9 protein-coding genes are annotated in these 14,059 nt (G+C 37.5%); all 9 read left to right on the plus strand.

Going from position 1 to position 14,059, the window contains the following annotated elements; translation table 11 throughout:
- The first annotated feature begins 152 nt into the window (after positions 1–152).
- The 9 genes from ftsE to addA all read left to right on the plus strand — a co-directional run bounded on the left by ftsE (position 153) and on the right by addA (position 14,054).
- On the plus strand, positions 153–839 hold the full coding sequence (gene ftsE, locus DEX24_RS06360) for a cell division ATP-binding protein FtsE (protein ID WP_109305579.1): 687 nt from the start codon (positions 153–155) through the stop codon (positions 837–839).
- Positions 829–1,713 carry a permease-like cell division protein FtsX gene (gene ftsX, locus DEX24_RS06365; protein ID WP_109305580.1) on the plus strand — a complete coding sequence of 295 codons (885 nt, stop codon included), beginning with the start codon at positions 829–831 and terminating at the stop codon, positions 1,711–1,713. Before ftsE ends, ftsX begins: the two co-directional genes overlap by 11 nt.
- 16 nt (positions 1,714–1,729) lie before the next feature.
- Entirely contained in the window at positions 1,730–3,073 is a 1,344-nt protein-coding gene (locus DEX24_RS06370; protein WP_109305581.1) for a murein hydrolase activator EnvC family protein, read from the plus strand.
- A 159-nt stretch (positions 3,074–3,232) separates the two neighbouring features.
- Entirely contained in the window at positions 3,233–3,880 is a 648-nt protein-coding gene (locus tag DEX24_RS06375) for a hypothetical protein (protein WP_109305582.1), read from the plus strand.
- Complete coding sequence (locus tag DEX24_RS06380) at positions 3,870–4,433, plus strand: TlpA disulfide reductase family protein (RefSeq protein WP_170112874.1); 564 nt, start codon at positions 3,870–3,872, stop codon at positions 4,431–4,433. Before DEX24_RS06375 ends, DEX24_RS06380 begins: the two co-directional genes overlap by 11 nt.
- Before the next feature lie 253 nt (positions 4,434–4,686).
- Positions 4,687–5,856, plus strand: coding sequence for a PDZ domain-containing protein (locus DEX24_RS06385; protein ID WP_246131373.1), 1,170 nt, complete (start codon positions 4,687–4,689; stop codon positions 5,854–5,856).
- Positions 5,857–6,066: 210 nt separating this feature from the next.
- Positions 6,067–6,687, plus strand: coding sequence for a TVP38/TMEM64 family protein (locus DEX24_RS06390; protein ID WP_109305584.1), 621 nt, complete (start codon positions 6,067–6,069; stop codon positions 6,685–6,687).
- A gap of 172 nt (positions 6,688–6,859) precedes the next feature.
- Entirely contained in the window at positions 6,860–10,372 is a 3,513-nt protein-coding gene (gene addB, locus DEX24_RS06395) for a helicase-exonuclease AddAB subunit AddB (RefSeq protein WP_109305585.1), read from the plus strand.
- Entirely contained in the window at positions 10,353–14,054 is a 3,702-nt protein-coding gene (addA, locus tag DEX24_RS06400; protein ID WP_186819607.1) for a helicase-exonuclease AddAB subunit AddA, read from the plus strand. The genes addB and addA overlap by 20 nt, the downstream gene beginning before the upstream one ends.
- Positions 14,055–14,059 lie beyond the last annotated feature (5 nt).

A 14,059-nucleotide genomic window follows, 5' to 3' on the forward strand; every position in this document is an offset into this window, starting at 1 on the left:
TGTAGTATTTTCTATTGAAAATGAAATGATACTGTAACTTTTCTTGGATATGAAAATGCTATACTTAGTAAAATCAAGTGAACTACGAGCAACTTAGATACATAGTAGAATACGTTGTATGAAACTATAAATAATTAATAGGTGGTACAAACATGATTGAAATGAAAAATGTTGTGAAAAAGTATCCAAATGGTGTAGCAGCTGTGAAGGGACTTAATATAGAGATTAAACAGGGTGAGTTTGTTTACATCGTAGGTCCAAGTGGTGCTGGTAAATCTACCTTCATCAAAATGATGTATCGAGAAGAACAAGCGACATCAGGTGAAATAAAAGTCGATGGCACGAATATTACTGCCTTAAAAAGTAAAGAAATACCATATTTAAGAAGAACGATGGGTGTAGTCTTTCAGGATTTCAAATTACTCCCAAGGAAAAATGTCTTCGAAAATGTTGCTTTTGCACTAGAAGTTATCGAACAAGATAAAGAAGATATACGCAAACGTGTTATGGAAGTATTGAAGCTTGTGGGCTTGCAAAAAAAAGCACGAATGTTTCCAGATGAATTGTCAGGTGGCGAACAACAAAGAGTGGCAATTGCACGTTCAATCGTCAACAAACCCAAAGTAGTTATTGCAGATGAGCCTACAGGGAATTTAGATCCTGAAACATCTTGGGATATTATGAGATTATTTGATGAAATTAACTCGGGTGGTACAACGATTATTATGGCAACACATAACCGTGAAATTGTTAATACGATGCGTAAGCGAGTCATTGCTATTGAAAACGGACAAATTGTTCGTGATGAACGTGGAGGAGATTACGGTTATGAATTTTAAAACAGCAAAACGCCATGTGAAGGAAAGCTTTACGACGATGTCAAGAAACCGTTGGATGAGCTTTGCTTCTATTAGTGCGGTAACAGTTACATTATTATTAGTAGGTGTGTTCCTTGTAATCATGTTGAATTTGAACAAGGTGGCATCCGACATTGAAAATGATGTCGAAATAAAAGTACTAATTGATCTCGGTGTAAATGAGACGACAGAATTAAAACTGCAGCAACAAATTGAAAATATGCCGGATGTTGAATCGGTTATCTATTCTTCAAAAAAACAAGAACTTGTTAAAGTACAAAAGGATTTTGGTAAAGATTTTGAATTAACACAACAAGAAAATCCATTGAAAAATATACTGTACGTCAAAGCGGCAGATCCTAAAAAGACAGAAGCAGTTGCTAAAAGTATCGAGAAATTAGAAGGCGCCTCGGAAGTGAAGTATGGCAAAGGTAAAATCGAAAAATTATTTAGCTTTGTTGATACAGGTCGCAATGCAGGAATTGTGCTGATTATTGCCTTGTTATTAATGGCTACCTTCCTTATTTCGAATACGATTAAAATCACTATTACTGCGAGAAAAACTGAAATTGAAATTATGAAATTAGTTGGTGCAACCAACTCATTCGTCCGCACACCATTTATATTAGAAGGTATGTGGTTAGGTGTTATTGGTGCAATCTTCCCAATCGGTATTATTACTGCACTTTACTCAAGTATTCACAGTGCATTAGAACCAAAACTCACAGGCGAAATCGCTCAATTATTAGATGTTATGCCGTTCATCTTACAAGTAGATGCACTTTTACTACTGATGGGTGTACTCATCGGTGTCATCGGTAGTTTTTTATCGGTTCGCAAATTCTTAAAGGTATAAGAGGAGGTAAAATCAGTTGGCTAAACTAACAAAATTAACAGCCGTTGCATTAACAGCGACATTATTGATTCCAACAGTGTCAGCAAGTGCTGAATCGGTAAAAGATTTACAATCAAAACAAGTGAAATTAAATGATAAAAAAACGAAAATCAATAAAAATATTGCGGCACAAAATAAAAAAATTGCGGCAAATGAAAAAGCATTAAATAAACAAGCGATGCAGGTTACAAAATTGAACAAAAAAATCGATATTGCCGATGATAAAATTCAAATAACGCAAGACAAAATTGAAGCAACACGCCATGAAATTGCAGAGTTGAAAAAATCAATTGCAGCCTTACAAAAGAAAATTGATGAACGTAACGAAATTATTAAAAATAGAGCACGTGCAATGCAAGAAGGCGACGGGAAAATTAGCTATATTGATGTATTTTTAGGTTCTAGTAGTTTTTCTGATTTCATTGATCGTGCGTCAGCAGTTAATACAATTGTAGAAGCGGATGAAGCAATTATTAATGAACAAAAAGCTGATAAAGAGAAAGTAGAGCAACAAAAAGCACAAGTGAATGATAAGTTAGATGGTCAAAAAACACGTAAAACAGAATTAGTTGCTTTGAAAAATTCTTTGAATGCACAAAAACAAACGAAGAAAACATTGATTAAAAAAATGGAATTGAAGCAAGTCAAACTAAGTAAGCAACGCAAAAAATTAAAAGAAGATTATAATGAAGTACTCGTTGTTAGTTCTCGTGTTCAAAAGAAAATTGCTAATGAACAAGCAAAAGCAATTGCAAAAGCGAAGAGAATTGCTGAAGAAAAAGCAGCAAGAGCAGCAGCAAAAGCAGCAAGAGCGGCAGCGAGTAGTGCAGCTAATGCAAGTAGTGTAAGTAGTGTAGCAAGTTCAGGTAGTTTGAATAGTGCTTCTGCAAGTACACCAGTCAAAGCGACATCAGGGACATGGATTAAGCCAGCAGCAGGCCGTTTTACTTCTGGTTTTGCAGGACGTGACATCGGTGCGGGTGCTGAGTATCATTATGGTATTGATATTGCTAATAGTGTAGGAACACCAATTGTTGCTTCTGCCGATGGTGTTGTTTTTAAAACAGGTCCATTATCAACATATGGTAATGTTGTGATGATTACACATAATATTAAAGGGAAAACCTATACATCGCTTTATGCTCATATGAGTCGCGTGGGGTCTTCAGCAGGTCAATCAGTAAAACAAGGGCAAGTTATCGGTTATATGGGATCTACAGGCCGCTCGACAGGTCCACATGTTCATTTTGAAATTCATACAGGCAGTTGGGTTAATCAAGCGACAGGTGCAGTAAATCCAATGCAATTTTTATCGCAATAAATCACGTGATTTCGATTCCAGAGGAGAAGAATCGAATGATTTGACTAACAGACCGGTTATTATCGTAAAATACGATGATAATCGGTTTTTTTACATCGTATTAGTTGCAAGATAAGGATGAAGTAATATACCCTATAAGGTATACAAAGGGAGGGTATTATGCCAAATAATATGTGGTATACATTTTTTAATATAACGATGCCGGCGAGTCAATATGCATTTTTAGCGGCTGTCATCATTGTTTGTGTATTGCTTTATCTTGTAAATCGTACGACCGATATTGATGGGTTTTTAAATGATATTATTTTATTTGTGATTGTATGGAAGTTAAGTTACATTAGTAGTAATTGGTCGGAATTTATCAATTATCCTTTAGCAGTAGTGTATTTTAATGGTGGGTTAGTGGGGATTTATAGTGGGTTACTTGTTGTTATAGCATATGAACTGTATAAAAATAGACAGAATTTACATGACGGTTTCTTCCGAAGATTCTATTTTATATTTTTTGAAATGTTTGCTCTCTACAATTTTTTCTTCCTTATACTTACTAAAGTAGACTTGAAGTTAATGATCGTTTCTACTATCTTTTATTTTTTAATCGGTGTTTGCATCGTGTTTACATTTAGAAAAAAGCAATATGTTTTACAAATCATTTCAATGTTACTATTAATACTAGTTACACTATTTTCATTACTAGAGCCACTTGGAATTCATCAATTAAAAATTGCATTATTAGTCGTGTTTGTTTTCATATGGAATATAGCATATTGGTTAATGGTAAAGAGGAGGGATCATGTTGAAAATTAAAACGTTAGTTGGCACATTACTGGTAGCAGGGCTTATTATTTTTGCAGTGATGTCGATGCTCGATAAAAAAGAAGATAAACAAGCACTTTTAGCAACAGGTGATACTAAAGAATTTCCTGTTAGCGGTATAGAAATAGATGAGAAAGCACCGGATTTCACATTGCAAACATTGGACGGTGAAGACAAATCATTATCCGATTATAAAGGTAAAAAAGTGATGATTAATTTTTGGGCGACTTGGTGTCCACCTTGTAGAGTAGAAACACCACATATGGTGAAATACTATGATGCCGCTGCTAAAAAAGATAATTTCGAAATATTATCAGTTAATTTGCTCAGTAATGAGTCATCGAGCAAAAATGTCGAGAAATTTATTAAGGAATATAAAATGAATTACCCTGTCGTGTTGGATGTGCGTGGAGAAATTCAAAAACAATATGGTTTCGTCAATATACCAACATCCTTTTTTGTCGATACGAAAGGTTATATTCGAGAAAAAGTAAATATTATTGATGAAAAACAGATGAAGGATATTATTAAATCATTGGATTAGAGACGTCAAAATGAATAAGCTGTGCAGAAGGCGCTTGAGAAGTGTTGGCCATGCACAGTTTTTTTGATGTTATGCCGTTATGCCGCGCTAATTACATATCTAGTACGCCTATTTGATATCTTGTTTTTTGTTTTATTTTGGCAAAAAAGGGTAGTATTTAATGTCACTCTCATAATTTACGCTACTCAAAATTTCATCATTTTGGTACAATTATGAATACGTATATAAATTGGAAGAATAGAGGTGGGATTATATGATCTTGGACCTAGTGATTGAAGTGTTAAAAGGTATTGGGAAATTATTTGCCAACCCTTTGCTCTATATCGCGATACTATTCTCAGTATTAATTGGCTATCGCCGAGTGAAGGCAGAAAGAAAATCATTTAACACACGTATTCATTGGGGTTTAACAGAGTTGCTGATGCTCTTAAAAGAAGGATGGTTACCGTCGATTATTTTATCTGTCATCGCGATTGCTGCCGGTATAGTATTGCCAATGGAATACATAGTTCTCGTAACCATTATTAGTATTTTATGTGTCGTTATTTTTTATTATCATTTCTCGTCAGCAGTCTATCCATTGGGTATTGCTTTTCTTATTTTATGGTTTACGTATACAAATGACTGGAGCTGGCATTTTTGGCAGTGGGATTTTAATACAAGTACGATGCATATTGACCTGTTGATGAGTATACCTCTTTTAATTGGTATTTTATTAATTGTAGAAGGAATGCTCGTAAAACGCCATGCAGCAAACTTAGCATCACCTCGTCTACAAAAAACAGGTCGTGGTTTAAATGCCGTTACTTTTTTATCGAAGCGACTATGGGTGTTACCGGTATTTTTCCTAGTACCGGGAGAGACCATCCATAATTTTTTACCGTATTGGCCATTATTTTCACTTGGTTCAGAGAGCTACGGCTTGATTTTATTACCAATTGTTATTGGTTTCCAACAGCGGGCTAGAAAAATGTTGCCAGCTCATTTTTATCCTCAAATTGGTAAAACAATTATATTACTCGGTGTACTCGTTATAGTGGAAGGGTTATTAGCATTCTTTTATCCACTCATCGGTATTGCGAGTATTATCGTGGCAATTGTCGGTAGAGCACTCATTTCCATCATTTATTCGATTGGAGAACGCAAGGGCAAATTCGCTGTCTCATTGAAAAATGAAGGTGTTGTCATCGCTGCTGTATTAAGTAATTCACCAGCCGAGGCGATGGGACTTCGTATTGGTGAAGTAATACGTAAAGTAAATGGTGAAGAAGTACATACCGAAGCGGAGCTGTATGAGGCGCTACAACGTAATGCGGCTCATTGTAAGCTAGAGGTACTGGATACGGATGGCGAAGTTCGTCTGAGACAACATGTGATTTTTAACCATGATCATTTTAGAATTGGTTTGTTAATTGTCAAATAACACGATAAGCATACGCCCTTCAGCCATGAATAGCGTATGCTTTTTATTTAAATAAATAAGAAGTTAAGTGCGGTATTTAAATACTTGAAAAACACACTAATAATAAAAAGGATATGGCATTATTATGTATAATTAGTTCATGAAGCAACTTTTTTAATTTTCAATCGTATACATAAGATAGACATATTTGGCGGAAGGGGGCAAATCGTTATGCCGGATTGGTTAAGCATTGAATCGTTTCAACAAATTGCGGATCAGCATCGTATTATCGGTACATTGATTGCGATACTTTTACCATTCATCGAAGCTTTTCTACCATTTTTACCACTTGCCGCTTTTGTAGTAGCGAACGCAACAGCTTATGGTTTATGGTTTGGTTTTCTATTTTCATGGGGAGGTGCGGTACTTGGTTCCTATCTCGTGTTTTTAATAATTCGCAAATACGGTCATAATCGATTTTTTGGTTTTATCACGAACCGTCCAGCAATCCAAAAACTCATTCGTTGGGTTGAAACGCAGGGATTTACACCGTTATTTATTCTTCTTTGTTTTCCTTTTACACCCTCATCACTTGTTAATGTAGTCGCTGGTTTATCTAATTTAAAAAAGAAAAGCTATTTATTGACGATTATGAGTGCTAAATTTGTGATGATTTTGGTCATCAGTTGGATTGGTTCAGATTTACAATCGTTGATTACAAAACCGTGGAAAACTGCCTTGATGGTCTTGATTATTATAGCGATGTGGTTTGGTGGCAAATTTGTCGAAAAACGCAATAATAAAAAAATGGAAGCTTATTTAAGAAGTATGCAAAAACATGACGATGAATAGCTGCAACTAGATCAATCGTCTATTAAATAGTACATAAAAGATGATGTTGGTGAACTTACCGGCATCATCTTTTTTACTAAAAATACAAAAGTGAGAACGAATGTTCTTAAATCTATCATTTTATTGGAGAATTTTGTACAATGGTTAAAAGAGGTAAAAAAGGAGGGTTCACATGGCATTAACGATTATATCTGGCCGTGCTGGTACGGGTAAAACAACCTATATTCAGCAGGAGGTTGGTGACGCATTAAGGAAAGAGCCCATTGGTGCACCCATTTTTTTAATCGTACCTGACCAAATGTCATTTTCTACTGAGTATGAATTGACACAATTGGAAGGCGTAGAAGGTATGGTTCGAGCGCAGGCTACAAAATTCAAACGACTTGCTTGGCGCGTATTAACCGATGTTGGCGGCATTAGCAGAGAAGAGATTAATGGCTTCGGCTATCGTATGCTCATACGTAATACATTATTGGAATTGAAGGATGAATTATCATTATTTAAAAAATCAGCAAATAAGCGAGGATTTACAGAAGAAATTGAATCGTTATTGAAAGAATTTAGCCGTTATAGCATTGATGGTGCAAAATTAGCAGAATTAGCAAGTCAATTAAAAGAAGATGACCACTCACCGCTAACCTTGCAAAATAAAATGCATGATCTTCACTTGATCATGCAGTCAATTGAAGAAAAACTAGGGACAAGCTATGTTGATAGTGAGGGCTATATTCCATTGCTCATCAATTGCGTTCAACAATCTGAACTTATTCGACAATCACATATTTATATCGATGGTTTTACGTCGTTCACCACACGTGAATTTGAGCTGGTTGCGATGTTATTGACAGTTGCGAAGGATGTTACAGTTGCTTTGCCATTCGACGATGAGGCAGCTGCTGACGATGACCACTCGCTGTTTCACGAACCGGCTAAAACAGCACGTCATTTAAAAGATATTGCTTTTCAACAAGGCGTAGAGGTGAAGAAAACGATCCACCTTACGCAACAGTTAAAATTTAAATCGAATGATTTAGCTTATATAGAAAAACAATTGGACAACTACCCAATTGAGCGCATGAAAGAACATCCAGATGGTGGTTTATCGCTCTTTGCTGCTACTTCACGTAGTGCAGAAATTCATGGCGTTGCACGTGAAATTAGACGACTCGTACAAGAGGAACATTATCGTTATCGTCATATCGCTATTTTGTATCGCCAAGCGAATATCTATGACCCGATTTTAGAAACGGTGTTTAAAGAATATGATATTCCATTATTCCTTAGTCAAACGAAGGCGATGCTCCATCATCCACTGATTGAACTTTGCCGCTCCTCTTTAGAAATTATTCAAAAAGAGTGGGCATATGAGCCGGTATTTCGAGCGATTAAAACAGATTTATTTTTCCCGACAGCTGCTAATATGACGGTCTGGCGTGAACGAGCAGATCGTATGGAAAACTTTGTCATTGCCCAAGGTATATTTGGTGAGCGTTGGTTTGATGAGCGACGTTGGCTTTACAAAAAATATCGTGGTTTAGAATTTTATTCAACTAATCAAACAGACGAAGAACGGGCTATTCAGGCAGAAATTGCAGCAATGCGTAGCCATTTTCGAGAACCGCTACTTGCACTAGAAAAAGCAATTGATCAAGCATCGACAGGTATCGACTATGCGTCGGCATTATTTGAATTTTTAGAGCAGCAGCAGGTTTTTGAAAAAATGATGACGATGAAAGATAGTGAGATGGAGAAAGGCAAGTTATTAGAGGCGACGGAACATGATCAGGTTTGGAATGGTGTTGTAGATTTACTTGATCAGTTTGTGACGATGTTTGGTACAACAGAGCTGACTTTAGATGAAGTAGTCGCAATATTAGATGAGGGCTATGATAGTTTGAGCTTCTCACGTATCCCACCATCCGTCGATCAAGTGACGGTTGCAACGGCTGATCTAGCACGTCTTTCTAAGATGAAAGCTGTTTTTGTCATCGGAATGAACGAAGGTGTCTATCCCGTACGCATCGATCACGAGGGGATTATTGCAGATTCAGAGCGTGAATGGTTTACGCGCCTCGGACATAATATTGCGCCGACATCCAAGGAACGTTTGCTCGAAGAAGACCTAATTACCTATGCTGCTTTTACTTCAGCATCTCATAAATTAATTGTGAGCTATACAATGAGTGATGAGGAGGGCAAGTCTGTACTGCCTTCACTCTTTATAAATCGATTGAAGGATTTGACGGGCGTAGAAGAATCCATCATCTTTATGACACCTGATGAAGCGTTAACTTCTGAAGAAGATTGGTCCTATATTTCACATCCGCGCACAGCTCTTGCCTATTTAATGGGGCAAATCCGCCAAAATATATACGATAAAAAACCATTGACTCCAGAGTGGCAAGCATTGAGAAGTTATTATGAGCAAGATGTCACATGGTCTGTTATTTTGCAGCGTCTGATGAAACCACTCACAACGCATAATAAGGCCGAACAATTGACGCCCGATATCACAGCAGAACTTTATGGACAACATTTGAATTCGAGTGTCACGCGTGTTGAAAATTATTATAAATGTCCGTTTTCTCATTTTGCGTCCTATGGCTTACAGTTGCAAGAACGCCAAGAATATCGCTTGGAACCACCTACAATTGGCGAGCTTTTTCACGAAGCATTAAAATGGATTTCAAATGAAACAGCAGCAAAAAATATAAGTTGGGGACAATTATCACCTCCGCAGTGCAAACAGTTGGCAGCAGAGGCTGTTGAATTTGTTGTACCGATGCTCTATCACCAAATATTATTGAGTACGGCTCGTTATCGCTATATTTTAAGGAAGCTCACTCAAATTGTAGAGAGAACGATGTTATCGCTGAGCAATCATGCAAAAAATACTGGTTTTAGACAGATTGCCATTGAAGCTGCTTTTGGGCCTGGAGAGCAATTGCCCCCAATGATTATCAAAATTGATGAAAATCGTGAAATGAGAATGAGGGGACGTATTGATCGTATTGATTCTACAACGATTAATGATGAAGCTTATTTGCGTGTGATTGATTATAAATCATCTGCTCAAAAGCTAGATTTGAACAATGTCTACCATGGTCTATCTTTACAAATGTTAACTTATTTAGATGTTGCGGTAGAAAATGCATCACAGTGGCTCCCAGTTCATACGGAGGCAGGTGGAGTGCTGTACATTCATATGCATAACCCAATGATTAAGGCAGATACAATGATTGATGATTATCAATCGGAAGAAGAAATATTGAAAGAATTTAAAATGAACGGCCTGCTCTTGGACCAAAAGGATGTCATTCTTGAAATGGATGAATCATTGGAAGATAGTGGTGGTCGTTCAAAAGTGATTCCCGTACAAATTAAAAAGGATGGTGAAGTGTCGAAAGCGACATCATCGGTTATCGAAAAAGCAGATTTAGATGATTTACGTCTGTTCATTCGTCAGAAACATAGGGAGGCAGGTCAAGGAATATTAGATGGTCATACAGCGATTAGTCCCTACCGTATGAAACAGAGAACAGCCTGTGATTACTGCCCACATAAAGCTGTTTGTCAGTTTGATACGACTGATGTTCAACAGCGTTATCGTTCGTTGGAAACGACGAAAGCAGACGATCTAATCGACAAGATGAAAAGGGAGGTGCATGTCAATGATTCCGAATAAACCAGAAAATGTCACATGGACGGATGCTCAATGGCAAGCAATTTGGGCGAAAGGACAAGATACACTCGTGTCAGCAGCAGCGGGTTCTGGTAAGACCGCGGTGCTGATTAATCGCATGATTGAAAAAGTAATTGATGCGGAAAATCCAATCGATGTCGATGAGCTTTTAGTCGTGACGTTTACGAATGCATCGGCAGCAGAAATGCGCCAACGTATGGCAAAGGCGTTAGAGATGGCTATTGAAAAAAATCCGAATTCAAGGCATTTACGTCGCCAGTTAAGTTTGATTAATAAAGCGCAAATTTCAACATTGCATTCATTTTGCTTGAATATTATTCGTCAATATAGCTATTTACTTGATATGGATCCCGGTTTTCGCATTGCAAACGATACAGAAGCAGCATTATTACGTGATGATATGATGGCCGAAGTATTGGAAGAGGCCTATGCCAAAGAGGATCATGCTGATGTCTATCGACTGATGGATGCATTTACCTCAGATCGTGATGATCAGGCGATTGAAGTACTTATTGCACAGTTATATAGCATGGCGAGAGTCAATCCAGAACCGATTAAATGGTTAAATAATCTGCCGAAAAACTATGATTTAAAAGATATAAAGACCGTTGATGAACTTCCGTTAACAACTACGATTAAGCAGGCGATTCTACATAGCATTGAAGGAGCGATTCAACTCATTCAAGACATGCGCCATCTGACGTTACAACCGAATGGTCCAGATGCATTGGGCGCCACTGCACAAGCAGATTTAGAGCAACTTGTCGTAGCACGTACGCTCATAACACATGACGATTGGCAAGCAGCATATACATTTTTCCAAGGTTTTAAATGGGGAAGACTGGCTTCGCAGAAAAAAGATTCATGCGACGAGCAGTTAAAGGATTTGGCAAAAAATAAACGGGATCAGGCGAAAAAATTAATGACAGATTCGATCAGCGTTTACTTCCAAAGACCACCAGAAAAATTACTGGAAGAAATCACTAATATGAAACCAATTATTGAGACGCTTGTAACGATTACACATGCTTTCAGTGATAAATATGCTGAGGCAAAAGCGGAGAAAGGCTTGATTGATTTTTCAGATTTAGAACATTTCGCGCTTGCTATTTTAACGGAGGATCAGGAGGGTGAATTAGTGCCATCTAGCGTCGCCATTGATTATCAGCAGCATTTTGCTGAGGTGCTTGTCGATGAGTATCAGGATACGAATAAGTTACAAGAAACGATTTTACAACTTATTAAAAGCGGGGATTCACATGATGGCAATATGTTTATGGTCGGTGATGTGAAACAATCAATTTATCGATTCCGATTAGCTGAACCGACACTGTTTTTGAATAAATATTTAGCTTATAGTAATGCGTCTCAAGAAGGTGGTTTGAAAATTGATTTGAATGCAAACTTTCGCAGCCGTCATGAGGTGTTAGATGGGACGAATTATATTTTTAAACAAATAATGGGTAAAGCAGTTGGTGAGATTGATTACGATGAGGCTGCATCATTAAAAGCAGGTGCACCATACCCCCAGCAGCACACACCAATTACATTGGCTATACTTCATTCAGAATCAGAAGAAGAAGCAGAATCTACGCCTGCAGAAGCTGATGTTGAGGAACAAGAATTGAAAAAGTCCCAACAAGAGGCACGTTATATTATTGCGCAAATCCGTCATTTGCTGTCTAGTGAGCAATTGGTCTATGATGCGTTCAAAAAAGAGGCAAATGGTGAAGCAATGAGTCGTCCGATTGAATATCGTGATATCGTTATTTTAATGCGTTCAATGACATGGTCAGGTGATTTTGTTGAAGAATTTAAACTAGCAGGTATCCCGCTTTATGCAGAGTTATCCAAAGGTTATTTTGATGCGATTGAAGTGATGATTATGATGAACACATTAAAAATTATCGATAATCCATATCAAGATATCCCACTTGCATCCGTATTGCGATCGCCTTTTATCGGTATGACTGAAAATGATTTAGCAAATATTCGTTTAGCGGATAAAAAAGCACCTTTTTACGATGCGTTAAAGTTGTTTGTACATGAGGAGAGAGCACTCCAAAGCGATGTTGCAGAAAAACTGCAGCGTTTCTTAATTATGTTGGAGGATTGGCGAGATTTGGCAAGGCGTGGCTCTTTGGCAGAGTTAATCTGGCAAGTATACATTGATACAAATTACTATGAAATGGTTGGAGCGATGATTAATGGCAAACAAAGACAAGCCAATTTGAGAGCGCTCCATGACCGCGCAATCTCCTATGAAAAAACATCCTTTAGAGGCCTATTTCGATTTTTACGCTTCATCGAACGTATGCAATTACGCGGTGATGATTTAGGTACGGCAAAAGCCGTAGGTCAGTCAGAGAATGTTGTACGTATAATGACAATCCATGCTTCAAAGGGATTGGAATTCCCCTATGTTTTCGCAGCGGGTCTTGGACGTGATTTTAACCGTATGGATTTTAATCGCCCCTATTTATTCGATTCCGATTTTGGCTTGGCGGTGAAAATGGTCGACCCAGAAAAAAGGATTCAATATACATCACTGCCATTTTTAGCGATGAAAGAGAAAAAAATGTTGGAATTAAAGGCTGAAGAAATGCGTGTACTTTATGTTGCGATGACGCGAGCGAAGGAAAAATTATATTTGGTCGGTACTGTAAAAAATTGGCAGAAGTCACAAGAAAAATGGGAAGAGGCACAGCTCTTAGGAATCGGTGAAACATTGCCAGAATTTCAACGTGCAAAAGCGACAAATTATTTAGATTGGTTAGGACCAGCAATCGCACGTCATCCGGATTATTACACAGAGGATGGCGAGGAAGTGAATTTGGGTACTGAACGCTCGCGTTGGAAGCTAGAAATAATTGATACGGCTGTGTTTACGACGGCTGCCCAGTTAATTGAATCGACAGAGCAAGAAGTGACTGCGGCTGAAAATGAGGAATTTAGTCAACATTTAAAAAATCGTTTAAATTATCAATATCCTTACCAAGCATCTGTAGAAAAAAAATCAAAAACATCCGTGTCTGAAATGAAACGGTTACAATTATTAGCAGAAATAGAAGAACCACAATTTATGATCTCACCGATTGCATCGAATGCGCAAAAAATTGCGAAACGTCCAATGTTTTTACAGAAAGCTACGTTGACGAGTGCAGAAAAAGGTACGGCTATGCATGCAGCGATGCAACATATCCCACAAGCTGGTTTTGCTGATATCGCTGAAATAGAACTATTCGTACAACAACTTATAGATCAACAACTTATTACCGAAAGAGAAGGACAATCGATTAATACACAAGATATCCTTGCCTTTTTAGACTCGGAAATTGGACAACAGTTTAAAATAGCTTCACAGCTTCATAGAGAGATGCCATTTACAATGTCCTTCAAAGATGCGGATGGCGATGTTCAAATCGTTCAAGGTATCGTAGATTGCTTGTATGAGCAACCAAACGGGCAATGGACGTTAGTAGATTATAAAACAGATCAAATCACAGCAACAATGCTTTCCGATGAAGGATTAAAAAAGGAAATGGTGACACGCTATGGTATTCAGCTGGACACATATAAAAAAGCACTTGAAAACATTATGCATATTACGATTGATCATTGTGTCATTTATGCATTTGATGCCAATAAATGGCTGGAATTATAGGGGGA

Source organism: Kurthia sibirica (assembly GCF_003143975.1).
Lineage (GTDB): Bacteria > Bacillota > Bacilli > Bacillales_A > Planococcaceae > Kurthia > Kurthia sibirica.

What these genes read in the sequence shown, in the direction of transcription:
- DEX24_RS06390 (WP_109305584.1), top strand. Translation starts at nt 6,067, where the DNA reads ATGCCGGATTGGTTAAGCATTGAATCGTTTCAACAAATTGCGGATCAG.
- DEX24_RS06385 (WP_246131373.1), top strand. Translation starts at nt 4,687, where the DNA reads ATGATCTTGGACCTAGTGATTGAAGTGTTAAAAGGTATTGGGAAATTA.
- DEX24_RS06375 (WP_109305582.1), top strand. Translation starts at nt 3,233, where the DNA reads ATGCCAAATAATATGTGGTATACATTTTTTAATATAACGATGCCGGCG.
- ftsE (WP_109305579.1), top strand. Translation starts at nt 153, where the DNA reads ATGATTGAAATGAAAAATGTTGTGAAAAAGTATCCAAATGGTGTAGCA.
- addB (WP_109305585.1), top strand. Translation starts at nt 6,860, where the DNA reads ATGGCATTAACGATTATATCTGGCCGTGCTGGTACGGGTAAAACAACC.
- addA (WP_186819607.1), top strand. Translation starts at nt 10,353, where the DNA reads ATGTCAATGATTCCGAATAAACCAGAAAATGTCACATGGACGGATGCT.
- ftsX (WP_109305580.1), top strand. Translation starts at nt 829, where the DNA reads ATGAATTTTAAAACAGCAAAACGCCATGTGAAGGAAAGCTTTACGACG.